The sequence below is a fragment of the Paraburkholderia silvatlantica genome (assembly GCF_003096715.1).
GTDB classification, from domain to species: domain Bacteria; phylum Pseudomonadota; class Gammaproteobacteria; order Burkholderiales; family Burkholderiaceae; genus Paraburkholderia; species Paraburkholderia silvatlantica.
The window spans coordinates 51,493-75,166 of sequence record NZ_QEOL01000030.1 but is presented as its reverse complement, the minus strand read 5'-3'; the positions used below and the strand labels follow the sequence as shown (position 1 = coordinate 75,166).

The window sequence follows — 23,674 nt, the reverse complement described above, 5'->3', positions numbered from 1 at the left end:
GACTGAACGGGACGAAGGGTCATCCGGCGGCCTTTGCTGCCATCACTGGCTGGGCTGCTTTGGCGTAATCGCCGAAAGGCCGCCTAAGGTCACGCCGTGGTGGCCACCATCACAGAATATGCCTTGAATACCGCTGTCGCCTGCATACCGACTGCCAGCGACAGCGCATCGACCGCATCGTTGGTGACGCTCGCCGTCAGGCTGGTGCCACCCGGCAGGGTCAGCACAACCAGCGAAGAAACCGCACCGCGTTCGACCCGCGAGATCGTTCCGGAAAACTGGTTGCGCGCGGACAGCGTATAACCGGCGAAGTCGATCACGAGCACGATCGCCGACGACTTGATCAGCAGGATCGCCTCCTTCCCGGGCTCAAGCTTCAGGCGTCCGGCAGCGGCCGTTGTGATGGTCGCGACCACCTGCTGGCCACCCGGTATCGTCACCGACACCTGGGTAGTAACCGGCCCTGGTATAACAGCGTCAATTGTTCCGGCGAACTGGTTACGCGCGGTCGTTTTCATTGCGATTCTCCTGAGAAGGCCGGCCACCGCCGGCAACTGGTTGAGCCACGCTTCCTGCTCGTGCAGGAAAGCCTGGTTTGCGGCCTCCAGCCGACGCCACGCGTCGAGCAGCGTGAATGCCGCCGGGGTCAGGCGCGTGCCGCCGCCGCCCTTGCCGCCCGTTCCTGTTTCGATCAGCGGCTGGCTGGCAAGATTGGCCGCGCTTTCCAGCAACAGCCACGCGCCCTTGTAGCTGTAGCCTGCCGTTCGGGCCGCGCGATTGATTGAGCCAGTGTGGTCGATCGCCTCCATCAACGCGAAGAAGCGCGCATCGAGACGACCGGCCAGCTTCAGCTCGGACCCGAGCAACGTCGCTCCGGCGGCGACGGACGCGTTCCGGCGCATGTCAACATTCCACCTGCACGTGGAGCAGTTCGCGCGCTCGGTACGCGTTCGCGGTGAGCGGCTCCGCCGTACGTTCCGGCAACAAGGCGCAGGTCGTCACCGAGCGGGGCTGGTCTCGCCGAACGTCGACTTCGCGGGTCACGCTACCGCGCTCCACGACAAACGCGACCTGCGCCAACGCGAGAACATCCTCGACGTCGTGCGTGATCATGACGACTGGCAAATTCCAGCGCGCAAACACGCAGGCAAGCTGCCTGCGCAGATCCTCGCGCAGCAGTGGGTTCAGTGCGGCGAACGGCTCGTCGAGCAGCAGCAGACCGGGACGACACGCGAGCGAGCGCGCCAGCGCGACGCGCTGCTGCTGACCGCCTGATAACGTCGCCGGACGGCTCGCCGCCAGCGCGGCGAGCCCGAACATCTCCAGCAATTCGTCGACACGATGAGTGTCGTCCGGTGAAAGCCTTCGGCGCCGCCAGTTCGTCAACCCGAACGCGACGTTCTCCCGCACGCTCAGGTGCGGAAACAGCGCGTAGTGCTGGAACAGATAGCCGATGCCGCGTTGCTCGGGCGGCAGATCAATGTGCTGCACAGAATCGAACAGCACGCGGCCGCCGATCCTGACATGTCCACGCTGTGGCCTGAGCAGCCCCGCGATTGCCTGGAGGGTCATCGACTTTCCGCCGCCCGAAGGTCCGTAAAGCGCGATCACCGTCGCGTCGGAAACGAAACGCATTCCAAGCGTGAAATGTCGCGCGCCATCAGAGATGGTCGCCTCGAGATCAATGTCAATCATGGTGCGGCGGCGTCAGGACTGCGAGAAGCCATAGCGCTTCAGGATATCCTGCGCAGAAGGCGTCAACAGATAGTCCAGGAACGCCTTGGCGAGCGCCTTTTCGCGGCTTGCGCTGACCGCGATGACCGGGTAGGTCACCGGATCGTGTCCGCCAACCGCCTGCACGATCTCAACCTTGCCCGGCATCAGCGCGGCGTCGGTGCGATAGACGAAGCCCGCGTCAGCTTCCCCCCGGGACACGTAATCCAGTACCTGGCGCACGCTGTCTGCCTGCGCGAACTTCGGCGCAAGCGCATCCCACAGCATCGCCTTTTCGAGCGCCTGTTGCGTGTAGCGGCCTACCGGCACGGTCGACACCTTGCCGATTGCGATGCGCCGCACCGCCGGATTCGACAGGTCCATCACGCTCTTCACCGGCGAACCCTGTGCGGCCGGCACGATCAGCACCAGCGCGTTCGTTGCGAAATCGCGGCGTGTGGATTCGTCGAACAGCCCGGCTTCGACGCCGCGCGTGACAGTCTGCTCATCGGCACTCGCGAACACGTCAACCGGCGCGCCTTGACGGATCTGCTGCAACAGCATGCCCGATGCTCCGAAATTAAAGCGTACCGTCACGTCCGGATGTGTCGCCTCGAACTTCGCGCCCACCTCCTTGAACGCGTCGGTCAGGCTGGCTGCGGCAGAAACGGTAAGCTGCTGTGCGAGCGCGACACACGGCGCTGCCGCGACCAGGCCAACGAACAGGAAGGCGAGAAGACGTTTCACGAGAGGGCTCCACGAAATCAGCGAAGGGAAAGAAAGCGGCCAGACAGCACGAGCACCGTAATGGACAGGATCGATGTGACGAACACCAGCAACAGCGCAGCCTGATCGCGACCGTCCTGCATCGCGTCGTAGATCGCCATCGACAGCGTCTGCGTCTGATGCGGAATGTCGCCCGCCACCATCAGCGTCGCACCGAACTCGCCCATCGCGCGTGCAAACGCGAGCAGCGTGCCGGCAAGGATGCCGGGCCACGCGAGCGGCAGAGTGACGCGCACGAACACCGACCACTGCGACTGGCGCAGCGTCCGCGCTGCGGCCTCGAGCGAACGGTCCACGCCCGCAAACGCCGCGTTCGCGGACTTCAGCACGAGCGGCAACGCGACGATCGCCGACGCGAGCACAGCGCCGTGCCAGTTGAAGACGATCGTGTAGCCGACCTGCTGGTAGAGCCAACCGCCGACGACGCTGCGCCGCCCGGCCGCGACCAGCAACGCATAGCCGATCACGGTCGGTGGCAACACGAGCGGCAACATGCAGACAGCTTCGACGACAGTGCTGCCGGGGAAGCGCCGACGCGCGAACAACCAGCCGAGCGCAATCCCGGCGACGAGTGCAAACACCGTCGCGACGCCCGCGACGCGCAGCGACAACCAGAGCGGCGACCAGTCCATCCGGTGAAGGGAATCCGACATTACCGACACTCCACGTTATGAATCAGGCTTCACAGCACCTGTTGCAAGATGTGGGCCATTCGTGGTGTGGGCCATTCGTGGGCCGGTGCGGGCGCAGGAGCGCGCCCGCCGGATCAGATCAGGCCCGCCGCACAAGCGAACCGTGCGAGCGAGGCACGCGCCTCGTGGGCATCGTGTGTGGCGGGCTTGAGCAGCAGCCGGTGCGGGCCAAGCCGTTCGCCCAGCTCTTTCGCGCGCGCCACGCACTGCCCAGGATCGCCGATGATCGCGTTCGCGAGGATCACGGCTTCCGTTGCGTCAGGCGAGAACATAGGCGGCAGCTTGCCCGGAGGGAACCGCACGCCCATCAGACGGGGATACGCGCGCACTGCCGCGACACCGTGCTCGATCGCGCGACGGCTATCGTCGCCGCAATGAAAAAAACGCGCGATCGCAAACGGAAAGGCGCCGCGCCGCGCACGCTCGTCGGCCACCTGCTGCGCAATCTGACCGAGATCCGAGGAAGGCGTAGCCATCAGGCCATAGCCGTGCTCCGCCGCAATACGCAGTGAGTCCCCACCAAGGCTCGCAAGCCAGACTGGCATTGGGCGCTGCAACGGACGCGGATAGACTGCGACACCTTCATACCGGAAGAAGCGTCCGTCGAAATGTGTTTGCGGCTCGCTCCATAGCCGCCGGATCAAACCGAGCGCCTCATGCATGCGTTCGCGCGCGACATCCGCGGACTGGATCCCCGAGGGACGATACTGCTCCGGAAACGGCCCACCGCGCGCGACACCGAACTCGATGCGCCCGCCACTGAGCAGGTCGAGTGCAGCGATATCCTCCGCAACGCGAAGTGGGTCGTTCAGTGCGAGCAGCGATGCGCCGCTGCCGAGCCGGATCGTCGACGTCAACGCCGCGATGTGTGAAAGCAGCACGGTCAGCGCGCTGCCGATCGCGAACGGACTGTAGTGGTGCTCGGCCACCCAGACGTCGTGGAACCCCATCTGCTCCGCCTCGACGCCGGTCCGAACAGTCTGCCGGAGCGCGTCGCGTGGGTCGTTGTCGGGGTTCTCGACGTTCAGAAACACACCATAGCGTTGTAGTAATTCCGACATTTTGTGGCTTCACCGATTCAAGTCGTCGTTTGGCTCCGGTGAAACGCCGGAACCAGACAATCCGCAGGCACACTCAGCGCAGCCTGCGGCACCCGTGTGCGAATGGCGGCAGCGCTGCAAGCCGTTGCCGCCGATGATCCGCCCGCGCCAGCCCGGCGACAAAGCTCGCCAGGTTCGACGTGCGCAGCGCCACCCACGGAACGCCGTGGTGTGCACAGATGTTGCGCAGCGCGGCGAGGGACCCGGGGTCGATGGTGTCGAGCGGGCACAGCACCGCATCCGTGCGCGGCAACAGCGCGGCAAACCGGGTCGCCCGGTCGCCGGGATCCACGTCGATCAGCGCGACGTGATGCACGAACACGCCTCCGGCGCGCGCCAGCCACTCGCGCAGCACCGCGTTGCTCCGGGGCCGGCCACCGACATAGACGAAACGCCGCCCGCGCAGCAACGCGTCGATCGTGCCGCTGTCGAGCAACGTCCGTTCGATCCATTGCAACTCATGCGCCAGACTGGCGACGTGCGCCCGCAATCGCTCGACGTCCGCTTCCGTGGCCGTGATCGGGGCGGCGTGGTTCACAGCCGTGCGCCCGCATTCCGGGCGGCCTGCTCCAGTCAGCGCTGCCATGATGCTTCATCGTCCAGCGAACGCGCCCGTGACGTCGACGTCGTGAACCAGCTGCGTACCGTGTCATACGTATAACGGGTAAGCGCCTCATGACGCGCGCGCGGTGCAAGCAACTGCACGGACAGCGGTTCGGCCCAACCCCAGAAGTCCGCGCGTAGCGCGGGCGGAAAGTTCACGTCGTCGAACGCATGCCACAGTTGCACCAGCCATAGTTCCCGCCCTTCCTCGTCGAGCAGCAGCGGGAGCCCCGCCCCAGCCTGCAGATGCGCATGGCGCTGACTGTAGTAGAGCGGCCCTCCGCAGGCCTCGACAACATAGTCCGCCACCCGCTCGGTCACACAGTCGAAGCAATCGCCCGCATGCGCGAAGAGCGGCGTCGTACGCAGGCGCCTCATGTGCTGCCGCACCAGCTCGCGCAGACCGGCTTCCGCACAGATCGCAAGCAGGCGGTGCGGCGGCGCCGGCAGTGGCGGGCAGACGGCTCGCATGCCCTGCACAGGCCGATCGCGGGACGCATGCGCCACAGGCCAGTGCAATGTCCGGTAACAGGCGCGCGTACAAGGTGTCCAGCGCGCCCGTGGCGCGCCTTCAGATGTTGGGTCCATGGCGTGTCGGATATCGTGTCCAGTTTGTCGGTTATATACCGAAATACATAACGGCAACCAGAACGAAGCAAGGACTACGCCTGGATCACCGAGCCGGCCTACTCCGGCCCGAAACAGTGCGCGTAGTCCGAGCACACACCACAGCTCGGCGCCTTGCAGACAAGCAGTCCTTCCCGTTCGCACAATTGCTTGTAAAAGAACTTTTTCCACTTCATGTCATGGGTATTTTTGGCGGCAAGCCGTGGAAACCAGTAGCCGAGCAAAGCAGAGAGTTCGCGTCGCGAAGGCAGTTGCAGGTCCTGCCACAGATGATTGGCGCCCAGGCACGCGCCGGCCAGCGCATGCGCAATGCATTCAGCCTCCTCGGCCGTACCGGCACCGGGATCGGCGTGGTCCTTGAACAGCGTCACCAGATCTTCCACTTCGTCGTAACGCGACCCGCGCCGCGACGTACCGTCCATCCCCTCCCACGCGAACGGCAACGCGGCATCGCCCCCTGGGAACCAGTGCGAGAGCAGCCAGCGGGTCTTGCTCGCGTCGAGTCCCCGGATCGGCAGCACGTGCGCGCCGTATTGATCGAAGGCGCCCGACAATACACCCGCTAGAGCCAGTACGGTGGGGTCTCCTGGATTCACCGCATGGCGCATCAACGTGGCGTGAAAATCCATGACGGCATGCTCAGACATGCGCCGCCGAGTGCGTGTAGCACTTCTTCGGACAGATCTTCGCGCAGGCGGTACAACCGATGCACAGTTCCCGGTGGGCAATGGTCATGACTTTCTTTTCGTATTCGTCGTCTTCGTCCTCGCCGTCGAGCGCGACGTGCGCGCCCTCCTCGTCGAGCCCCACGAGCTCCAGAACACCCCGCGGGCAGACCTTGAAGCACCGGCCGCAGCCAATGCACTTCTGCTGGTCGAGTGTGGACACGAAAGTCGGCGTCCAGATCTCCCCGCTCGGCAGCTTCACGCTGAAGGTATCGCTCATCTTTGCCTCCTGCGAGCGGGGTTACGCGCAAGCCGCGGCGGCGGCCTTGCGCGCTTCCATCAACGCGGCGTGCGCATCGTGGCAACGCTGCGCGACGGTGAGAATCTGCTCCCAGTTCGTCGGCAGTTCCTCGGACAGGTCGTGCAGATCCATCTTCGCCTGCGTGGCCTGCGCGTTGAGCTTCTTCAAACGCGCCTTCAGTTCGACAGCATCGGTCATCGTGTGCTCCCTGCTCAGGCGCCGTACTGCGCAACGGCCGGATAGGCCCGGATCATCCCGACGGCATCGGCCAGGAACCCGCTTCCGGCCGCAGCCAGTTTCGCAAGCGAAGGAAAGCCGAAGCGGTGCACGTCGCGCAGTTGCTTGTTGACGACGACGAGCCTCCCCGCGATCAGCACCATGCGGCCGAATCCCTCGTGGCTCATCTTCATCATGGGCGATACCATCTGCCCGGTCTCGCGCTCGATCGCCACCGCGATGGCGTTGTAGAACAGCTCCAGATGCCACAGGGTCTCGGGGTCCGGGTCGCCCATGATCGGAATCGCGCGACGCTCCTCCGGCGTGAGGATGTACGGCTTGAGCAACTGCAGGTCTGTCCTGCCTTCCCACGTGCCGTGGGTATCCTGCGCGCGCATCTGCCTGACAAGTTGCTGGATGAACGGCGTTGCAAGCAGCGCCTCGTCGCTGGCCGCGTCCGCGGCCGTGTGCTCGGTGATGGCTTCAGCCATGAGATACCTCGTCGTCTTCGAAATCGTATGTGCGTTCGCCGTCCTTCGCGAGCGCCTTGCGCAGCCATGGAGGCGGTGTGCCCTTGAGCACGCCCAGCAGCCTGGCGAGAATCTCTTCGATGGGTTCCGGCTGCGGCACCTTGATCGGATGAATCTTCAGCGCCACCACGCGCGCGGCACCTGAACCACCAATCGCGGCAACGTACAGGATCGCGCAGTCCTTTACGGCTTCAAGCTTCGGCGCAAGCTTGTCCTCGTCGCCGTCTTCCTCGAGCTTGCCGCCGAAGTCGAATGCCTCAACAAACTCATACCCGCCGGGCGTGACGTTGTAGATCACGATGCTCTTCGCCCAGCCAAAGTGGGCGTCGACGTGCTGCCGGTCCTGGGTCGCGAAAGCGATCTTCATGCTGTGTGCTCCTGGTTGGGTTCGGGCATGGCCGTGACGACCGGAATCTTCACTTCGCGCGACGGATCGCGCGCTGCCAGATCGACCGACGATTGCGGCAACGGCCAGTCGCCCGGACGGTGATGGGCGATCTGCTCGATCATCAGGTTCGCGATTTCGAAGATCAGGTTCATCGTGCCGCGGTAGCCGACCTGGCAGCGGTGTGCGTTGCCTACGCGATCGAACACGGGGAAGCCGACGCGCATTAGCGGCTTGCCCAGTCGCTCCGCCATCTGCCGGCCGTGCGAATGCGTGATCAGCAGATCACAGTCGCCCGCGGCTCGTTCCATGTCTTCCAGGTCGCCCAGCACGACCTCGGTCGCCGGCAGCAGCGCGTGCGATGATGAAGCGGTCGTGCTGACGCAGACTCTCAACTCAGCGCCCATTTCGTGCAGCAGCGCACCGAGCGCGAGCAGCAGGTCGGGTTCGGCGCCGAGCGCCACCTTGATGCCACCGGTGTAGAAGTGGCCGTCGAGCATTGCGTCGAGCAACTGGCTGCGCTGCCGACGGTACTTCGCGGGCACAGGCCGGCCAGACAATTGCGCGAGGCGCTGCAACAGCCGGTCGTTGGGTTCGAGCCCGGTGAGCCTCTCGAATATTTCGAACGGCGTGCCGGCAATCGCCTGCAACGCCTGCGCTCCCTCGCGCGTCTGCTCGCCCACCCCGATCGTGAAGGCCGACGCGCCGGCTGCACGAATCTGCTCCAGCGTCGTGCCACCGAGCGTCGTACCCCGCCAGTCCGGTGCGATGTGGCCGTCGAGCGAACCGGACAGGTCCGGCAGGACAATCACATCGAGCCCGAACATACCGACGATCTCGCGCAGCTCGTCGATATCGCCAGGCGAAAGATGGCTGCCTGGCAGCAGCGTGACCTGCCGCGCGACGCTCGGCAGCGGCTTGACCATCGCTTTCACCACAGCGGTAACGGCGTGGCTGTAGCCGTCCTCGAACCCGCCGACATAGTCGGGCGTGGACACGTACACGAGTTCGGTGTCGTCGAGCTCGGGCTTGCGCTTGCGAACCATGGCGAGATAGCCCTCCACGTCGTCGCCCTTGGTTTCGGTGAGTCCCGTCGAGCAGATTGCGATGATCTTCGGCGCTGCCCGCTTGCGGATGTTCAGCAGTGCCGTTTCGATGTTCTCGTATCCGCCAAGGATGGTCGTGACCTCGTTCATCGCCGTGGTCTGTAACGGAATCGCCTCCTTGAAATGGCGCACCAGCAGCACGAGGCCGAACGACGTGCACCCCTGCGAGCCGTGCATCACCGGCATGCAGGCGTCGAGCCCCATGAACGCAAAGCTCGCACCGAGCGGCTGACTCATCTTCAGCGGATTGACCGCACAGGCTTTCTTCGATTCGACGACGATGGCCATGGTGTTCGCTCTCCGTCGCGTTCAGGCCGCCACGCCCGGCTCGAGGCCCATCGCCCACGCATGCACGCCTGCAACCGGCGCCGCGGCCTGCACAACCGGCAAAGCAGATGCGAAGGCTCCGAGCGTCTGCCCGTCGTCGCCCCACGGCGCCGGAATGCGCACCTGCTGCCACACCGGGTTGTAGATCGCGCGATCGATTTCACGCACCAGTTCGACGATGCCCTCGTAGCCGCCGTAGGGATGATGGCGTTCCTGGTTGATGTCGAGCCACGGCATGCGCGCCTTCAGTGCAACGAACTGTGAGCGACCGCCAGAGAGCATGATGTCCGCCTTCGCGTCGCGAAGCATGCTGTACATCTCACGCGGCGTCATGTCGTCGATCATGTGCGCGTCGTCGCCCATGATCTCCTTGATCTTCTCCTTGTCTTCCTTCGTGCTCTTCTTGACGCTCGTGCCGACGATCTCGAGACCGGCCTCCTGAAGCGCGGCGACCACCGACCATGACTTCACGCCACCGGTGATCAGCAGCACGCGCTTGCCTTCGAGCCGATCGCGAAAGCGGGCAATCCGCGCCCAGGCCCGTGCTTCCTCGGCTTGTATCAGGCACTCGGTACGCCCGATCAGGTCCTTGGGCGCACCCTGCTGCACCAGCAGCTTCGCGATCTGGCGCAGCGTATCGCTCATGTCGCCGATTCCGTAAAACGAACCTTCGAAGTACGGAATGCCGTAGCGCTGCTGCATTTTCGTCGCGATGTTGATCATCGACTTCGAGCACACCATCATGTTGACTTTCGCGCGATGCGAGCTCGCGATCTCGTTGTAGCGTCCGTCGCCGGAAATGCACGAAAGGACGCGGATACCGAGCGCGTCGAGCAGCGGCTTCGTCTGCCACAGCTCGCCCGACAGGTTGTACTCGCCAATGATGTTGATGTCGTATGGCGTCGTATATTCCGGCTCGCGCGTGCCGATCACGTAGTCGAGAATCGCCTCGCCGCCGAGCTTGTTGCCGAGGTTCTTCGGCCCCGCGAAGCCTGGTGAGTTCACCGGAATCACCGGCTTGCCGAACTTCTCCGACGCGCGCTTGCAGACCGCCTCGATGTCGTCGCCGATCAGCGCGGTCACGCAGGTCTGGTAGACGAATACGGCGGGCGGATCGTACTTCTCAATGATCTCCCGCACGCTCCGGAACAGCCGCTTCTCGCCGCCGTAGACCACGTCGAGCTCGTTGATGTCGGTAGTGAAGCCGGTACGGTAAAGCGTCGAGCCCGACGACGCGGCGTGACGGTTGTCCCACGAGTTTCCCTCGCACGCGATCGGCCCATGCACGAGATGCGCGACGTCGACGATCGGCTGCAATGCGATCTTCGCGCCATCGAACGCACAGCCGCCCGCCGCCGCGCCGGGCGACAACTGCTTGGTGCAACCCTTTTTGCGCTCCTTCTCGTTTTTTCCCTGGTTCTTGTCGCAACCGGGTTCATCAAACACTTCGGCAATCTTGGCCTTGAGCGAGGCGGACATGGCAGGCTCCTGACGATACGGGTTTCATCACGACTGGCAAGTTCTGTACCACGGCTGTGCTGCACGCCAGGCGGCGTCCTCGGGGGTCGTCCCGTCGCCGATTGTCGACATCGGAACGCCGTTTGGAGGATTTGAACGGATCGCGACACGGCTGAACGAAGCAAACGCGACAGCGGCTGACGGCCGCCGTCGTCATCCTGCGCCGCGCTCGCGCGGTCGGGACACTAACCGGGTAACGGCGCACACCCCGCTCTCCCCGCCACGCATCAGTTGTCATCCGCGAGAACTTCAAGCGCCACCAGTTGCTCGTACAGCGCCCGCCGCGCAGACCAGTGCGACTTGCCCGCAAGACGTGGATCTGCCCCCTCGAATGCACTGATGGCGGCGCGATCGTTCAAGTAGACAAGACAGTGTCCGCGTGCATTGAGCGCCGCCAACGACGCGTCGAGCAGCGTCACTGGCTCATGCTGGCAAAGGCCACGGCCGAGCAGATAGTCCGCGCGGTAGAGCGGCGTGTCCCAGCCATGCGCATCGCCGATTGCGCAAATCGACGGGTATTGCGTCCGCGCGCCGACATCCGGCGCGTGTCCGCTGAATTCGAGGAGTTCACGGGGTGTCACCGAATCGTATATTTCCTCCGGCCGAAGCGGGTCCGATGCTGCGACCTTGCGCGCGAAGTCCGCCTCATCGTACGCAAACCAGGCTTTGGGCTTGCCACCCACAGGTAGTTCCACCACGTAGATCACGAGTCGCCCCCAGTCCGCCGATGCATTAAAGTGCCAATGGATCCCGTATCGGCGTCCGCCGGAAACCCGCCGCGAAACGCACTCCCGGACATCAGCTGTCGCGTCGCACGCTACCCCACTGCCCGCTCCAGCACGAGCCACGCATGCTATTCGACGCCCTCGGCAGCGACCTTCGCCCACACAGCCTTTCGAATACGCTGGGCTATGCCGGCCGGACTTGCGTCGAACTGGCGCTGCGCGGCGCAGAGCGCTCCCAATGCGATTGCCGCCTCTGCGTGCGTGAGTGGCAAGCGCCCCGCCACGTGCGTCGCTCCCGGCACCTCGCGCGCGATCGCCTGCCGGTTCGGGTGTTCGGGCAACGGCACCAGTTGGTCCGCCTCGCGTACGCCGGCCAGGCAGACCCAGCCGTCGATCACCTCGACCCTGCGGCCGTCCTGCGTGAACCTGATCAGTACCGGATCTGCCATGACCGCGCTCCAATCAACGGATGATGTCGTAGCTGTAGTCCGTCTTCGCGGCTACGATAGTGTTCGCGTCGAGGGTCTCGAAGAACTCGTCGAGCAGCATCACGAGCGTGCGCAGCGCGCCGTCGTAGCCCCACGTCGGATAGCGGTGATAGTGGTGACGGTCGAAGATCGGGAACACCATTCGGATCAGCGGTGTTTTCGTGTCCCGTTCCAGGTACTTGCCGTACGTATTGCCGATCAGGAAATCCACCGGTTCCGTGAAGAGCAATGAACGCATGTGCCACAGGTCTCGCTTCGGATAGACCTTGCAGCCCGCACCGTAAGGTGACGCATCGAAGAGCGCCTGAACCTTCGCCGCCCAGGCGTCGTTGCCATTGGTCGCGAGCACATGCGCCGGTTCTGCGCCAAGCTCAAGCAGGAACTGCGTGTAGCCGAGCATCTGGTCCGGATCGCCGTACAGGGCGAAGCGCTTGCCATGCAGGTGCGCCTGGCTGTCCGCCATCGCGTCGACGAGCTGGCCACGCTCCCTTTCGAGCGCAGCGGGAATCGGCTTGCCAGTCACGCGCGAGATTTCCATCAGGAAGCGATCGGTTCCCGCGACGCCGACCGGCGCGTTCAGCACTACGACCTCCTGCCCGTGCTCCGCGATGAACTTGCTGGTCTTCTCGCAGCAGTATTCCTGAAACACGAACGTCGCCTTCGCGTGCAACGCCTGCTCGACCTCCTCCTTCGTCGTGCCGCCTTCATACATGCGAAATTCACCGTCGGTCGGGGTGTTCCACGTCTCGGACGGATCGCAGATCACATTGACCTTCACTCCGAACAGTTCGAAGATCCGCCGGATTTCCTTCATGTTGCCGACCACGAAGCCGTCGAAGCCGCCAATGAAGTTCACGCTGTCGTCCGGCACGCGCACCAACGGCTGCGTCGTGCCTGCCTTGCCGTCCCAGAAATGCTTGAGAATCCCGAGCAGTGCGTTGTCGTAACCGGTCACGTGACTGCCGACAAACGCTGGCGTGTGCGCGAACGGAACGTCGTATTCCTCCGGCACACTGCCCTTCTGCTTGCTGTTCTTGATGAACGCATCGAGATCGTCCCCGATCACCTCCGCCATGCAGGTGGTCGACACCGCGATCATTTCCGGCTTGTACAGGTTGTATGCGTTCGCGAGCCCGTCGATCATGTTATTCAGCCCTCCGAACACTGCGGCATCCTCGGTCATCGACGAACTGACACACGAGGTGGGCTCCTTGAAGTGCCGCGAGAAATGCGAACGGTAGTACGCGACACAGCCCTGCGAACCGTGCACGAAGCTGAGTGTCTTGTGAAAGCCGTTCGCCACGTATACCGCACCCAGTGGCTGGCATGCTTTAGCCGGATTGACCGTCAGCGAATCGCGGGCAAAATTCTTCTGCCTGTAATCTTCGGTCTTCGTCCATTCAACCACCTGTTTGACGGTTTCGTCCGGATGGTTGAATTCGAAGTGCTCTTTTTTCGTGCGAAAGATTTCCTGGTATTCCGGCTCACGGAACAGCAGTTCATGATCGAGAATCTTGTCGGCAGATTGTGGCATGGCGAAACTCCTGAATCGATATCGATGAGGTCGGCGACCGAAGCGGCAGCCTCGCAGGCCGCCGACCGCTTGCGCCTGGAAAAGGGGGTTTTTATGCGGCGTTTTTCCACGGCGCCTTCGCGAGACTCCACACCGGGCTCGAGATCGCCATGTCCATGTCGCGCGCGAAGATCGCAAAACCGTCGTAGCCGTGATAAGGGCCGGAATAGTCCCAGCTGTGCATCTGGCGGAACGGCACGCCCATCTTCTGGAATACGTACTTCTCCTTGATGCCCGAGCCGACAAGGTCCGGCTGAACCTGCTCGACAAACTTCTCGAATTCGTAGCCGGTCACGTCGTCGTAGATCAACGTGCCATCCTTCACGTAGTGCGTCGTGCGCTGATAGTCGTCGTTGTGGCCGAATTCGTAGCCGGTGCCGACGACGTCCATGCCGAGGTCTTCGTAGGCGCCGATCACGTGGCGCGGACGTAGCCCACCCACAAACAGCATGACCTTCTTGCCCTCCAGGCGCGGCTTGAACTTCGCGATCACTGCGTCCACCAACGGACGGTACTTCTGAATAACCTTCTCGGCATTCGCCTTGATCGTATCGTCGAAGTGGCTCGCGATCTCCCGCAGGCTCTTCTCGATCATTGTCGGGCCAAAGAAGTTGTATTCGACCCACGGAATGCCATACTTCTCTTCCATGTGCCGGCTGATATAGTTCATCGAGCGGTAGCAATGCAGCACGTTCAGCTTCGCCTTCGGCGTGTTCTCCAGCTCGGCGATCGAGCCGTCGCCCGACCACTGCGCGATCACGCGCAGGCCGATCTCCTCGAGCAGGATGCGACTGGACCACGCATCACCACCGATGTTGTAGTCGCCGATGATCGCAACGTCGTACGGTGTCGACTCGAATTCGGGGCGCTTTTCCGGATCCGCCTTGTCGAACACCCAGTCGCGGATCGCGTCGTTCGCGAGGTGGTGCCCCAGCGACTGGCTCACGCCGCGAAAGCCTTCGCAGCGCACCGGCACGATCGTATGGCCGTTGTACTGCGTGCTCTTCTTCTTCGACACGGCCTCGATGTCATCGCCAATCAGACCGATCGGACACTCGCTCTGGATCGAGATGCCCTTGTTCAGCGGGAACAGTTCCTGAATCTCGTCGATGATCCTGTCGAGTTTCTTGTCGCCGCCGAACACAATGTCCTTTTCCTGGAAATCCGACGTAAACTGCATCGTGACGAACGTGTCGATGCCGGTCGTGCCGATGTAGTAGTTCCGGCGCGCCGCCCACGAGTACTGGCCGCAGCCGACCGGACCGTGGCTGATGTGGATCATGTCCTTGATTGGGCCCCAGACGACCCCCTTCGAGCCGGCATACGCACAGCCACGAATCGTCATCACTCCGGGCAGCGACTTGATATTGGATTTCACGCCACAGTCGGGCTTGCCTTCCTCGAAGGTGCCCAAATGCTTGGCGCGCCGCTTGGCCATTTTTTCGGGATAGGCCTTCAGCACTTCGTCGATCAGGGCCTTGTTCGCGGCCTTGCGCTCTTCAACCGTGGCGGTCATGGATTGCTCCGTATGTGAGGAATGGGCTTCGCCGAAAGCCGGCCCGGCGCGCCATCTGTGCACCGGACCGACGTCTCGGCATTGGTTCAGGCGGTCAGTTCAGCCGCGCTCTTGCCGACCTGCGATTCGTCGATGGCCTTCATGATGCCGTGTTCCATCAGCAGGTCTTCGAGCTGGTCCATCGTGATAGGCGTCGGAATCGTGCCGTTGCCCGCGTTGTTGTGGATCTTGCTCGCAAGCTGACGGTACTCGTTCGCCTGGTTCGAATCCGGCGCGAACTCGATCACCGTCATGCGACGCAGCTCCGCGTGCTGCACGATGTTGTCGCGCGGCACGAAATGGATCAGCTTCGAGCCGAGCATGCCCGCGAGCGCCTCCGCGAGTTCGAGCTCCTTGTCGGTCTGGCGCTCGTTGCACACGAGACCGCCAAGACGCACACCGCCGCTGTTCGCATACTTCAGAATGCCTTTCGAGATGTTGTTCGCCGCGTACATCGCCATCATCTCGCCGGACATCACGATGTAGATTTCCTGCGCCTTGTTCTCGCGGATCGGCATGGCGAAACCGCCGCACACCACGTCGCCGAGCACGTCGTAAGAGACGTAGTCGACGCCGTCGTAGGCGCCGTTCTCCTCGAGGAAGTTGATCGACGTAATGACACCGCGGCCCGCGCAGCCGACGCCCGGTTCCGGACCACCCGACTCGACGCAACGGATGTCCTTGTAGCCGATCTTCATCACGTCCTCGAGTTCGAGGTCCTCCACCGAGCCGGCTTCTGCGGCAAGCGAGAGAATGGTGTCCTGCGCCTTCGCGTGCAGGATCAAGCGGGTCGAGTCGGCCTTCGGGTCACAGCCGACGATCAGGATCTTCTGCCCGAGGTCAGTGAGCGCCGCGAGCGTGTTCTGCGACGTGGTGGACTTGCCGATCCCGCCTTTGCCGTAAAAGGCGATCTGACGAAGTTGAGACATTGACGTTCTCCAGTTCTGGAAAGGTTGAAAGCTGGGTTAAAAATCAGGGTTGAGCTTCAGGGCTGCCAAGCCGCGACCATGTCCTCAGCCTGCGGTGTCCGTATGGTCTTCTTCTGTCGAGTCACGCATCGGCCGGAGTGTGTCCGCGCGGACTGCTCCAGTGCAGCTTTCATGCCAATTCGCAGCGAATCTTCGGAATCCCCGATAAACCGGACCTGTCACGCGTTTGCAGCGTCCCCTGCGCTCATACCGGGTGGGGACCGCGGTTGTCGTCTTCCTGACAAACCGTGCGCGTTTCGTCGCAAACAACACCGCCGCCGCGCGGCCTGACCCACGCATACAGGTCGGATCCGGCTATTTTGTAGTTGGTACGTTTGTTGCACTGAACGACGCCATGAACCCGCTCACGACTCCTGCCGTCGACGTGCGACGCACCTCGACCCATTTCGATGCCATTGGCGGAGAGCCGGCGGTGACGCGCATCGTCGACGCGTTCTACCGGCATATGGACACACGGTCCGACGCACGCGGCATTCGCGCGATGCACGCCCCTGACCTCGCGCCGGTAAAGACAGTGCTGGTCCGCTACCTGTGCGAATGGCTCGGCGGCCCAAAGCGCTATTCGGACGAGCGCGGACATCCGCGACTGCGCATGCGCCACGCCGCATTCCCGATCGGAGCGGCCGAGCGTGATGCGTGGCTCTCCTGCATGCGTGCGGCGCTCGACGAAACCGGCACCGCCCCGGCGCTACGCGACGAACTGATGCATGCATTCTTCAGGATTGCAGACTGGATGCGAAACACCGGAACCTGACTCGCGATTCGCGCCTTTTTACCCAACGATTCTGGATATTTTCCGCCCGCCCCAACTTTTACGATGCAAAGGACTCCGTCATGACCGCTACGCTTGCCCGCAAGGAACTCGACGACACCGCATTCGCCCGCCTCGAACATGAAGGCCGGCTGCTCAATCCGGTTCTCAAGGGACTCACGAACCAGTTCGGCCGGGTCGGATTCCGCGGCGAACTGGCGTTGCGCTTCGCGCCAAAGCTCGCCGACGAGGCGCGCCCACCCGAACTGACGTGTGATCAGGTCATGGCCGTTGCCTCGATCGGCGAGAAACATCTGCCGTTTTTCGCCGGCTGGCTGCTGAGCTTCGAATATCTGAAGGATGTTGCCGACGTGCTAGGCGACACGCTAAGCGCCGGCGGAAAATACTTTCTGTTCTGCGACAACATCGACCTGAGCAAACGCTACCAGGTACCGTACAGGGGCGCGATGTTCTACGTGCTGCCGATTCTCGAATCGACGGTCTATAACGAAATGCTCGAACTGCTCTACCTCGAGAAGAACGATCTGAAGAAAAAGGACACGGCCGGCAAGCTCGACGCGGTCGCCGATGCAGCAATCCGGTTCGATGTGACGTTCGACACGATCACCTACAGCGAAGGCCTCGAACTGATGGGACCGGTGCGCAACCCCAACGAAAACCGTCCCGTTTGACAATTTTCCGTGCCCACGCCGGGGATCGCGTCGTTGCCGCTCCCCCGCGCCCCCACAATGCCCATTTTCGGAGCCGCAGCGTGATCATGACACTGCACACCGATACCGTCCCCGGCGTGTGCGAAAGCCGGAACCTCCGCAGCACGCCTTCCTCCGACGCGAAACCGCGGGGCAGCGTACCTGCGGCGCTCGCGACATGGCTCTCGAACCACGACTTCCCCAACGCCCATTCGCGCGGCATCGAAGGTAGGACGCCGCTGATGCTGGCGGCGCTGCACGGCGATGACGGTCTGGTAGAGGCGTTGATCGCCCACGGCGTGCGCATCGACGCGCTCGACGACAGCGGCAATCACGCGCTCTGGTATGCGTGTCTTGGCGGAGCACCCGCGCCGATCCTGCGACTGATCAACGAAGGCGCCGAGATCGACCACGCGAACGACGACGACATTACCTGCCTGATGCAGGCCGCGGCCAGCGGCCGCGTCGAACTTATGCAACTCCTGCTCGCTCATGGCGCAAGCGAGGGTCTCTATGCGCCTGACGGACGAAACGCACTCGACATGGCGGCGGAACGCGGTTTTGAACTACTCCGCGTATCCCGCCGGCTAGGTGGCGAGACGAAAGCGTCTCCTGGCGCGCCTCGGCGGCAACACGCCGATCCACTACGTGGAGAAATCGAGGCCCATATTGCAGGAGAGAAAGCTGCATGACAATCACTGGCAGATGCGTCCTCGACGCCGATCCGCTCATCCGCACCGAGGACGATTTCACAGCACTCGACATGGCAGCCACGTTCGAGTGCCTGGAACTGCTGCGCCCACGCTAAAGGCCCTTTCATGGCTCACATTACGTTCTACGAAAAACCCGGTTGCGCTGGCAACGCGAAACAGAAAGCGCTGCTCGTCGCTGCGGGCCACACGCTGGAGGCTCGCAATCTGCTGCGCTGGCCCTGGACACCCAAAACGCTGTTTGCTTTTCTCGAACCGCTTCCCGTTCGTGAATGGTTCAACCGTGCGGCGCCGGACGTCAAATCTGGGCGGCTCGTGCCCGAATCGTTCGATGCCGCCGATGCGCTCGCACGACTGCTCGCCGACCCGCTGCTGATCCGCAGACCGCTGATGGAATTCGCCAATACGCGCATGGTGGGCTTCGATGCCGCGCGCGTGCATGCATGGGTCGGGCTCGGCCCACATGCGCCGGCCAGCAATGCTGCACGACCGCTCGAAGGCTGCGCGGCGGCGACGGAAGACTGCGCGGCATCCGCCACCTGATCTGGGAGAGATTCTCACCATGCCTCTATACGACTACCGATGCCGGGCCTGCGGACAGCAATTCGAAACGCTGGTGCGCGGCGGTGCGGCCCCCGTTTGCCCGCATTGCGGCAGCGCTGCCCTCGACAAGCAGGTCAGCGCACCGGTTCCGCCCGGACGCAGCAAGTCCATCATCGCTTCCGCTCGCCGTCAGGCCGCACGTGAAGGACATTTGAGCAATTATTCGGCGGCCGAACGCAGCAAACTGCTGCGGTAAGTCTGCGCAACCACCATCTGGAATGAAACCGGAGTAAGGCGCTCAAACACCCACTGCGGTCAACAGGAGAAGCGACATGGATCTCGTCTACAAAACCACCATGCTGACCCAGGGCGGTCGGGCCGGCCAGGTGCAGAGCGACGACGGTGACCTCAAGCTCAAACTCGCCCTGCCACGGGAAATGGGGGGCAAGGAAGGTGGCATCAATCCCGAGCAGCTCTTTGCCGCTGCGTTCTCCGCATGCTTCGAACATTCGCTACGGCATATCGCGAGGCAGGACAGGCTGCCGCTGCGCGGCTGCTACATGGAGTCGACGCTGTCGATGTACGTGAACTTCGAAGGGGCGTACCGGATGGCACTCAGCCTGACGGCGTTCATGGCCGGCACCCTCGATCAGCCCACCGCTGACAGCCTGATGGAGCGCGCGAAAGGCATCTGTCCATACGCCGACGCGACAAGAGGCAACATGACGCTTAACCTGAAGGCGGTGCTCGACACACGAGTAGCGGCATGAGCCATGCCGACGCAAGGGCAACGGGATATTTCATCGACTGGGACGGCAATGTCCGTCGCACCGATGACCCCGGTGGCGATTACCGGTGCGAGATAGACAGGGCCGCGCGCTATGTCGGCGTCACGACGAAATCCGGAACGCTGGTACATGAGGCAACGTTCTACCGCGATCTGGATGCACTTGCACGCGCCGGCATCAAGGCCTGCGTCGTCGCCGGCAGTCACCCATGGGGCAAGTGCAACGACTTCTGAATCGCACGCGTACACCGCCAGACAGTTCCCCGGCCAGCTCGCCATTGCGCCGTATGATTTCGGTGCCAACCGCTCTCCACATCACTGCAACTGCCAGCGCCGCCTGCGACGGCGTCTACGCCGCCTTTTGTATCAGGGCGCCCGTAACTGCCGTCTTCGCAACCAGCTGCCACAGGCGCTCGGTCGCAAACGCGACCGCCTGAAGCGGGGCACATGCAAGCTGCTGATCGTGCACCGTTAGCAATTGCGCCACGCGTACATGGTCATCGTCGTCCGTGATGTGCCAGTCCCCCGTCGTGTTACCGCGTTGACTGCACCTTGCCAGTGCCGCTTCGATCTGCTCGAATCGTTCTGGATCCCCGTCTCCATATCCCGCTTCGTGGAGAAACTCGGCAAGAAACAGGATCTCGACCAGCCTCGATGCCATGCGGCCATCACCGTGACCGGTGCGCAACGCTTCCAGCATCAGGTGATACTCGAGCGACATACGATCGAGTCTGGCTCGGGGCATGGGCAACAGCAAAGCCTTACAGCGGGGGGAAGCGAACGGGCGTTGGGTCATGTCTGAAAGGCGCGATAGCGGTGAACCGGGTTGCAAGTCGGGGCATGACGTCATTGCCATATCCAGACTCAGGGGCCGAAGCCACGTCATCAACCGGGCAACAAGGGCTGGAGCGTTGTCCCCCGTAGCGATGAAGCGACACAAGATCCGGTGAAGAGAAATACGCATCAATCTTTCAGGCTGGACAGCCGGACTCCGGTGCTTGCCTGGTGCCTGCCTTTCCGGCACCGGCATTGTGAATCGGGCGGCGAGCGTTACAGTGCGGGATCAGCCGGTCGTTCATGGCGCCATCTGAAACAGCGCGCCCTGACTCTGCCGATGCACGCGCAACCACAGCAGCGTCGCTGGCACGAGCGACTCGCAGGCAAACCAAAGCGCGTCGTCCATTGCTGTGCCAGCCTGCGACTTCAGTTGCGCACGCATCCATCTCCAGCCGTCCCAGTCAATTTCTGGCATCGCGGCGCGAATCCGGAAACTCAACCCATCAGCCCCGTCGGCCAGCCGCGTCAGTTGCCGATGCACCTCCTGGCGTGTAAGCCGCGAACGCAGCAGCTCGGCGCGTGCCAGTCCTTCGATCAGCGTGACCACTACAATCCCCGACTGCTCGACGATCGCAAGGCGCGCGCTGTCTTCAATCGCACTGACACCGCTCATGCCGACTCCTGCATGAAACCCGTATGTGTCGCTGCATCGACAAGACGCTCGTTCAACGTCAGTGCGAACTCGCGCCAGGCGGCCGCCAGATCCAGTGCGATCACGCGCCGCAGTTCGGCGTCGGGCTGATGCTCTTCCGGAAAATTCGACAATGCGCACGACGTTGCGTTGAATTCCAGCGCCCCGTCCAGCAGTTCGCGGTTCCAGCCCTGGAACGCAGCGAGCAGCTTCGGCGTCAATCCATGCCGGCCGAGATGCGCCGGTCCGGCATCGCCCGAGTTGAGCACCGGCATCAGAGCGTCGATCGCTGCCAGCGCTTCGCTGTAGATCTGCTCGACCGTAGCCAGTAGGGCATGCTGGGTCAGTTGCCCGGTAGACTGGCTCGACATCAGGCGCGTGACGTGCTGCCGGTAATGCGCCGGTGCCGATTTGCGGCAACCGGACACCGTGGCGACGAAACTTGCCACGGCTTCTTGCATCGTGACCGGCATGCCTGCCGTCGCGCGCTGACCGCCAGGCGGAACCAGCGCCCGCGCGATGCGCGCCGCAGCGTCCAGCGCGCCCTCCATGTGGCCCGCTCCGTGGCCCGCCGTCTCGCTGCCCCCGAGGTACAACCGGCCGCCCAGCCAGCCGCCACGCAGCGCCGGGTCGGCCTGCGGCCAGGCAGGCAGGCTTTCCCGATCCGCATCGCTGCAGGTCCAGGCTTCGCCGGCCCAGTCGAATCGATACGCCTGACCGCCCTGCGCCTCTACCCCGTACAATTGGGCCAGCTGGCTTTCGATCAGCAGCGGCAGGCCGCGCTCGAAATTCCTGCGCTGCGATGCGGTGAGCGCAAGAAAGCCGCCTAGCGCACCCGCATCGGTGGCCCCATCGCTCGCATCAAACACCTCGCCCAGCGTCGCCTGAAGATGCCGCACGAACGCGCTGCCCGAGTGGCCTGCGCTCCGCCAGAACGGCCGGTCATACGTCGTCAGCGACTTCGCGGCCGCCGCCATCCAGGTGGGCGTCGCCGCGAGCAGATCGGCCAGCGGCGTCGGCAATGGTGGATCGAACGCGACACGCTCGTGAACAAGGCGCGGCGGCAGCGCGAGCACGACCCGCCGGGTGCGCAACGTGGAAGCGCGATCGCCGTGCATCACCTGCAATTCAAACCACGCGCCGCGATCGCGGACCATGCGAAGCGCGTGGCCCGTCAGGATGTGCTCCCGCGGCACTGCGGCCGCCAACGCCTCGACCAGACGCACGGCGCCGCCCACGATGCGGCGGGCGCCTGCATGGATACCGCCGGGCTCGTCACGCCGCTCAGGCTCGCGGTTCGGGTCCGTCAGCCAGAGCGCATCTCCAGGGTCGTATTGCGGCACGCTCTCCAGCCCCAGCTCCGCAAGCAACGCCGCAATTCGCGGCTCGATGTCGGGCCAGAACCAGGTCGGGCCGAGGTCCAGCGTCTGGCCCGTTACCTCGCAACGCCGCGTCAACACCCGGCCGCCCATGCGCTCGCGCGCCTCGACGAGCACGAACGGCAAGCCCTGGCCATGCAGCGTGCGCGCCAGCGCGAGGCCGCACAGCCCTGCGCCGACGATAACGACCTCGAGCACCGGGACTTCGTTGGCGGCCATGATGCCTCCGAGTCAGACGAAACCGAGCAGCTCGACGGTAACGGGCTCCTCGCCGAGGACTGCCTGGCACGCCAGGCGCGACTTCGAGCCCACCCCGACGATGGTGTCGAGCTTCTCGTTTTCCAAACGCTGAATCTTCGAAAGGGTCTTGCGCCCTTCCTGGACGAACAGATGACACGACCCGCAGTCGGCCTTGCCGTCGCATTTGTGGGCGATGGCCTCTCCTGCTTCGAGCAGAGCTTTCAGCAGGCTGGTGCCTGCCGCTACGTCATAGGTTTTGCCCGAGGGCAGTACGGTGAGTGTCGTCATGATGGTTCTTGCGCAGTGTCGTAGTGGGTCAAATCGGGAACTGGCTCAGGCGGCCAGGGCGGGTTGCAGCGCGCTCACGAGTTCGTCGGCGAAGGCCGCAAGCGGCGTGGCAATGCGGGTGATCCGCTGTTCGTCCAGAAAACGCGCCTCCATGCGGGTGGGCTCGTCGGGCAGCACTGCCCAGTGGGTGTCGGAGGAGCGTTTCATGATCTGGCGCGCGAAGCTGCGCGCGAGCTGGTCATCGAAGCGGCAGCCGAGAAAAAGGAAGCTGCGTCCCGTTCGCCACGCCTGCACGGCAGCCGGAATCGGTGTCTGGATATCAATTTCGGTCAGCACTTCTACATAATCGCTGTCCGACACAAGATAGTTGGCGGCAGGGGCGCGGGCGCCAATCGGTCTGTAGAGCAGCGCCCCTGCCGCAGGTATATCGGCGAGTGGCGCGCCGCTCGCGTCGTAAGCGCCGAACCATTGTCCGAAGTGCTCGGACTGCGACAGCCCCTGCACCTGCACCCAGCCATGCGGACGCGCATCAGCCAGCGCCGTCGCGAACGTGTCGTCGTACCAGCAGTCGACGTACAGTCCCGCGCCACTCGCGGCCAGGGCCCGGTGCAGTGCAGACGGTGTGGGTGCCGACGCGAACGCCTCGTTCATGATGCTCACCACCGACTTGCGGTGCTTGAAGTTCTCGATAAACTGCGCGGCCTGCGTGAGCCGGTTGCGGATCTTGTGCGGCACGGAAACCCGAGCCGTCATGATCTGCGCAAGCGCATCCGGTGTCGCCGGCACACGTGCATCCGGACAAAGCGCGAGCATACCCGGGCCGAGGTACGGGATCACGCTGCCTGCCCCGATCTGGCTGGCGATGGTGTCGACGGAAACAGGACAAAGGCTCATGGGTC

The 23,674-nt window shown here is 63.5% G+C and carries 31 protein-coding genes; 7 read left to right on the top strand and 24 right to left on the bottom strand.

Features of this window, described 5'->3' with window-relative positions:
• Positions 1-89: 89 nt before the first annotated feature.
• From C7411_RS31410 to nifH, 19 genes are all read right to left on the bottom strand, one after another.
• Entirely contained in the window at positions 90-902 is an 813-nt protein-coding gene (locus tag C7411_RS31410; RefSeq protein WP_110387951.1) for a TOBE domain-containing protein, read from the bottom strand.
• 1 nt (position 903) lies between these two features.
• On the bottom strand, positions 904-1,695 hold the full coding sequence (locus C7411_RS31405) for an ABC transporter ATP-binding protein (protein ID WP_110387950.1): 792 nt from the start codon (positions 1,693-1,695) through the stop codon (positions 904-906).
• 12 nt (positions 1,696-1,707) lie between these two features.
• A complete protein-coding gene (modA, locus tag C7411_RS31400; protein WP_110387949.1) occupies positions 1,708-2,460 on the bottom strand; it encodes a molybdate ABC transporter substrate-binding protein in 753 nt (250 codons plus the stop codon).
• Positions 2,461-2,477: 17 nt separating this feature from the next.
• Entirely contained in the window at positions 2,478-3,152 is a 675-nt protein-coding gene (gene modB / locus C7411_RS31395; RefSeq protein WP_110387948.1) for a molybdate ABC transporter permease subunit, read from the bottom strand.
• Positions 3,153-3,265: 113 nt separating this feature from the next.
• Positions 3,266-4,252, bottom strand: coding sequence for an LLM class flavin-dependent oxidoreductase (locus tag C7411_RS31390; protein WP_110387947.1), 987 nt, complete (start codon positions 4,250-4,252; stop codon positions 3,266-3,268).
• A 73-nt stretch (positions 4,253-4,325) separates the two neighbouring features.
• Positions 4,326-4,877 carry a DUF2325 domain-containing protein gene (locus tag C7411_RS31385; RefSeq protein ID WP_110387946.1) on the bottom strand — a complete coding sequence of 184 codons (552 nt, stop codon included), beginning with the start codon at positions 4,875-4,877 and terminating at the stop codon, positions 4,326-4,328.
• Entirely contained in the window at positions 4,865-5,482 is a 618-nt protein-coding gene (locus tag C7411_RS31380; protein ID WP_181431397.1) for a globin family protein, read from the bottom strand. Before C7411_RS31380 ends, C7411_RS31385 begins: the two co-directional genes overlap by 13 nt.
• A gap of 98 nt (positions 5,483-5,580) precedes the next feature.
• On the bottom strand, positions 5,581-6,150 hold the full coding sequence (locus C7411_RS31375) for a nitrogen fixation protein NifQ (RefSeq protein ID WP_110387945.1): 570 nt from the start codon (positions 6,148-6,150) through the stop codon (positions 5,581-5,583).
• Positions 6,151-6,160: 10 nt separating this feature from the next.
• A complete protein-coding gene (gene fdxB, locus C7411_RS31370; protein ID WP_110387944.1) occupies positions 6,161-6,466 on the bottom strand; it encodes a ferredoxin III, nif-specific in 306 nt (101 codons plus the stop codon).
• Between the two features lie 21 nt (positions 6,467-6,487).
• Positions 6,488-6,685 carry a CCE_0567 family metalloprotein gene (locus tag C7411_RS31365; protein WP_042270764.1) on the bottom strand — a complete coding sequence of 66 codons (198 nt, stop codon included), beginning with the start codon at positions 6,683-6,685 and terminating at the stop codon, positions 6,488-6,490.
• Positions 6,686-6,699: 14 nt separating this feature from the next.
• Positions 6,700-7,194: a NifX-associated nitrogen fixation protein gene (locus C7411_RS31360; protein WP_042270762.1), complete on the bottom strand. Its 495-nt coding sequence runs from the start codon at positions 7,192-7,194 to the stop codon at positions 6,700-6,702.
• Positions 7,187-7,600, bottom strand: coding sequence for a nitrogen fixation protein NifX (gene nifX / locus C7411_RS31355; RefSeq protein ID WP_042270761.1), 414 nt, complete (start codon positions 7,598-7,600; stop codon positions 7,187-7,189). The genes C7411_RS31360 and nifX overlap by 8 nt, the downstream gene beginning before the upstream one ends.
• On the bottom strand, positions 7,597-9,012 hold the full coding sequence (gene nifN / locus C7411_RS31350; RefSeq protein WP_110387943.1) for a nitrogenase iron-molybdenum cofactor biosynthesis protein NifN: 1,416 nt from the start codon (positions 9,010-9,012) through the stop codon (positions 7,597-7,599). Before nifN ends, nifX begins: the two co-directional genes overlap by 4 nt.
• A gap of 21 nt (positions 9,013-9,033) precedes the next feature.
• Complete coding sequence (nifE, locus tag C7411_RS31345) at positions 9,034-10,530, bottom strand: nitrogenase iron-molybdenum cofactor biosynthesis protein NifE (RefSeq protein ID WP_110387942.1); 1,497 nt, start codon at positions 10,528-10,530, stop codon at positions 9,034-9,036.
• 266 nt (positions 10,531-10,796) lie between these two features.
• On the bottom strand, positions 10,797-11,276 hold the full coding sequence (locus C7411_RS31340; protein WP_110387941.1) for a hypothetical protein: 480 nt from the start codon (positions 11,274-11,276) through the stop codon (positions 10,797-10,799).
• A 146-nt stretch (positions 11,277-11,422) separates the two neighbouring features.
• Positions 11,423-11,743, bottom strand: a complete 321-nt coding sequence (locus C7411_RS31335) for a hypothetical protein (RefSeq protein ID WP_110387940.1) — start codon at positions 11,741-11,743, stop codon at positions 11,423-11,425.
• Positions 11,744-11,756: 13 nt separating this feature from the next.
• Entirely contained in the window at positions 11,757-13,316 is a 1,560-nt protein-coding gene (nifK, locus tag C7411_RS31330; protein WP_110387939.1) for a nitrogenase molybdenum-iron protein subunit beta, read from the bottom strand.
• Between the two features lie 91 nt (positions 13,317-13,407).
• Positions 13,408-14,871 (bottom strand): nitrogenase molybdenum-iron protein alpha chain, encoded by a 1,464-nt coding sequence (gene nifD / locus C7411_RS31325; protein WP_110387938.1) that lies wholly within the window; start codon positions 14,869-14,871, stop codon positions 13,408-13,410.
• Positions 14,872-14,957: 86 nt separating this feature from the next.
• Positions 14,958-15,839, bottom strand: coding sequence for a nitrogenase iron protein (gene nifH, locus C7411_RS31320; RefSeq protein ID WP_042270746.1), 882 nt, complete (start codon positions 15,837-15,839; stop codon positions 14,958-14,960).
• Between the two features lie 226 nt (positions 15,840-16,065).
• Here nifH and C7411_RS31315 point away from each other — a divergent pair, with 226 nt between their 5' ends.
• The 7 genes from C7411_RS31315 (at position 16,066) to C7411_RS31285 (ending at position 19,634) form a co-directional block, all read left to right on the top strand.
• Positions 16,066-16,653, top strand: coding sequence for a group II truncated hemoglobin (locus tag C7411_RS31315; protein ID WP_373682717.1), 588 nt, complete (start codon positions 16,066-16,068; stop codon positions 16,651-16,653).
• Between the two features lie 80 nt (positions 16,654-16,733).
• A complete protein-coding gene (locus tag C7411_RS31310; protein ID WP_042270742.1) occupies positions 16,734-17,342 on the top strand; it encodes a hypothetical protein in 609 nt (202 codons plus the stop codon).
• Between the two features lie 86 nt (positions 17,343-17,428).
• Positions 17,429-18,052 (top strand): ankyrin repeat domain-containing protein, encoded by a 624-nt coding sequence (locus C7411_RS31305; RefSeq protein ID WP_110387982.1) that lies wholly within the window; start codon positions 17,429-17,431, stop codon positions 18,050-18,052.
• A 126-nt stretch (positions 18,053-18,178) separates the two neighbouring features.
• Positions 18,179-18,613: a thioredoxin domain-containing protein gene (locus C7411_RS31300; RefSeq protein WP_110387936.1), complete on the top strand. Its 435-nt coding sequence runs from the start codon at positions 18,179-18,181 to the stop codon at positions 18,611-18,613.
• Between the two features lie 19 nt (positions 18,614-18,632).
• Positions 18,633-18,869 (top strand): FmdB family zinc ribbon protein, encoded by a 237-nt coding sequence (locus C7411_RS31295; RefSeq protein WP_110387935.1) that lies wholly within the window; start codon positions 18,633-18,635, stop codon positions 18,867-18,869.
• Between the two features lie 76 nt (positions 18,870-18,945).
• Positions 18,946-19,383, top strand: coding sequence for an Ohr family peroxiredoxin (locus C7411_RS31290; protein WP_110387934.1), 438 nt, complete (start codon positions 18,946-18,948; stop codon positions 19,381-19,383).
• Positions 19,380-19,634 (top strand): hypothetical protein, encoded by a 255-nt coding sequence (locus C7411_RS31285; protein ID WP_110387933.1) that lies wholly within the window; start codon positions 19,380-19,382, stop codon positions 19,632-19,634. Before C7411_RS31290 ends, C7411_RS31285 begins: the two co-directional genes overlap by 4 nt.
• Before the next feature lie 115 nt (positions 19,635-19,749).
• Here the strand turns inward: C7411_RS31285 and C7411_RS31280 are convergent, their stop codons facing one another.
• From C7411_RS31280 to C7411_RS31260, 5 genes are all read right to left on the bottom strand, one after another.
• A complete protein-coding gene (locus tag C7411_RS31280) occupies positions 19,750-20,121 on the bottom strand; it encodes a Fis family transcriptional regulator (RefSeq protein ID WP_243413413.1) in 372 nt (123 codons plus the stop codon).
• Positions 20,122-20,475: 354 nt separating this feature from the next.
• A complete protein-coding gene (locus C7411_RS31275; protein ID WP_221207226.1) occupies positions 20,476-20,850 on the bottom strand; it encodes a hypothetical protein in 375 nt (124 codons plus the stop codon).
• Positions 20,847-22,466 carry a flavin monoamine oxidase family protein gene (locus tag C7411_RS31270; RefSeq protein WP_110387931.1) on the bottom strand — a complete coding sequence of 540 codons (1,620 nt, stop codon included), beginning with the start codon at positions 22,464-22,466 and terminating at the stop codon, positions 20,847-20,849. Before C7411_RS31270 ends, C7411_RS31275 begins: the two co-directional genes overlap by 4 nt.
• Positions 22,467-22,478: 12 nt before the next feature.
• A complete protein-coding gene (locus C7411_RS31265; RefSeq protein WP_110387930.1) occupies positions 22,479-22,775 on the bottom strand; it encodes a 2Fe-2S iron-sulfur cluster-binding protein in 297 nt (98 codons plus the stop codon).
• A 45-nt stretch (positions 22,776-22,820) separates the two neighbouring features.
• Positions 22,821-23,669 carry an SIR2 family NAD-dependent protein deacylase gene (locus C7411_RS31260; protein ID WP_110387929.1) on the bottom strand — a complete coding sequence of 283 codons (849 nt, stop codon included), beginning with the start codon at positions 23,667-23,669 and terminating at the stop codon, positions 22,821-22,823.
• Between the last annotated feature and the right edge of the window lie 5 nt (positions 23,670-23,674).

Bases quoted from the DNA above. Each gene is read 5' to 3' on its own strand.
- C7411_RS31410 (WP_110387951.1), bottom strand. From the start codon at position 902: ATGCGCCGGAACGCGTCCGTCGCCGCCGGAGCGACGTTGCTCGGGTCC.
- nifN (WP_110387943.1), bottom strand. From the start codon at position 9,012: ATGGCCATCGTCGTCGAATCGAAGAAAGCCTGTGCGGTCAATCCGCTG.
- nifD (WP_110387938.1), bottom strand. From the start codon at position 14,871: ATGACCGCCACGGTTGAAGAGCGCAAGGCCGCGAACAAGGCCCTGATC.
- nifX (WP_042270761.1), bottom strand. From the start codon at position 7,600: ATGAAGATCGCTTTCGCGACCCAGGACCGGCAGCACGTCGACGCCCAC.
- C7411_RS31300 (WP_110387936.1), top strand. From the start codon at position 18,179: ATGGCTCACATTACGTTCTACGAAAAACCCGGTTGCGCTGGCAACGCG.
- C7411_RS31375 (WP_110387945.1), bottom strand. From the start codon at position 6,150: ATGGATTTTCACGCCACGTTGATGCGCCATGCGGTGAATCCAGGAGAC.
- C7411_RS31360 (WP_042270762.1), bottom strand. From the start codon at position 7,194: ATGGCTGAAGCCATCACCGAGCACACGGCCGCGGACGCGGCCAGCGAC.
- C7411_RS31380 (WP_181431397.1), bottom strand. From the start codon at position 5,482: ATGGACCCAACATCTGAAGGCGCGCCACGGGCGCGCTGGACACCTTGT.
- C7411_RS31335 (WP_110387940.1), bottom strand. From the start codon at position 11,743: ATGGCAGATCCGGTACTGATCAGGTTCACGCAGGACGGCCGCAGGGTC.
- nifK (WP_110387939.1), bottom strand. From the start codon at position 13,316: ATGCCACAATCTGCCGACAAGATTCTCGATCATGAACTGCTGTTCCGT.
- C7411_RS31365 (WP_042270764.1), bottom strand. From the start codon at position 6,685: ATGACCGATGCTGTCGAACTGAAGGCGCGTTTGAAGAAGCTCAACGCG.
- C7411_RS31285 (WP_110387933.1), top strand. From the start codon at position 19,380: ATGAGCCATGCCGACGCAAGGGCAACGGGATATTTCATCGACTGGGAC.
- C7411_RS31295 (WP_110387935.1), top strand. From the start codon at position 18,633: ATGCCTCTATACGACTACCGATGCCGGGCCTGCGGACAGCAATTCGAA.
- C7411_RS31405 (WP_110387950.1), bottom strand. From the start codon at position 1,695: ATGATTGACATTGATCTCGAGGCGACCATCTCTGATGGCGCGCGACAT.
- C7411_RS31280 (WP_243413413.1), bottom strand. From the start codon at position 20,121: ATGTCGCTCGAGTATCACCTGATGCTGGAAGCGTTGCGCACCGGTCAC.
- nifE (WP_110387942.1), bottom strand. From the start codon at position 10,530: ATGTCCGCCTCGCTCAAGGCCAAGATTGCCGAAGTGTTTGATGAACCC.
- C7411_RS31385 (WP_110387946.1), bottom strand. From the start codon at position 4,877: ATGGCAGCGCTGACTGGAGCAGGCCGCCCGGAATGCGGGCGCACGGCT.
- modB (WP_110387948.1), bottom strand. From the start codon at position 3,152: ATGTCGGATTCCCTTCACCGGATGGACTGGTCGCCGCTCTGGTTGTCG.
- C7411_RS31290 (WP_110387934.1), top strand. From the start codon at position 18,946: ATGGATCTCGTCTACAAAACCACCATGCTGACCCAGGGCGGTCGGGCC.
- C7411_RS31265 (WP_110387930.1), bottom strand. From the start codon at position 22,775: ATGACGACACTCACCGTACTGCCCTCGGGCAAAACCTATGACGTAGCG.
- fdxB (WP_110387944.1), bottom strand. From the start codon at position 6,466: ATGAGCGATACCTTCAGCGTGAAGCTGCCGAGCGGGGAGATCTGGACG.
- C7411_RS31260 (WP_110387929.1), bottom strand. From the start codon at position 23,669: ATGAGCCTTTGTCCTGTTTCCGTCGACACCATCGCCAGCCAGATCGGG.
- C7411_RS31275 (WP_221207226.1), bottom strand. From the start codon at position 20,850: ATGAGCGGTGTCAGTGCGATTGAAGACAGCGCGCGCCTTGCGATCGTC.
- nifH (WP_042270746.1), bottom strand. From the start codon at position 15,839: ATGTCTCAACTTCGTCAGATCGCCTTTTACGGCAAAGGCGGGATCGGC.
- C7411_RS31270 (WP_110387931.1), bottom strand. From the start codon at position 22,466: ATGGCCGCCAACGAAGTCCCGGTGCTCGAGGTCGTTATCGTCGGCGCA.
- C7411_RS31390 (WP_110387947.1), bottom strand. From the start codon at position 4,252: ATGTCGGAATTACTACAACGCTATGGTGTGTTTCTGAACGTCGAGAAC.
- C7411_RS31305 (WP_110387982.1), top strand. From the start codon at position 17,429: ATGACACTGCACACCGATACCGTCCCCGGCGTGTGCGAAAGCCGGAAC.
- C7411_RS31310 (WP_042270742.1), top strand. From the start codon at position 16,734: ATGACCGCTACGCTTGCCCGCAAGGAACTCGACGACACCGCATTCGCC.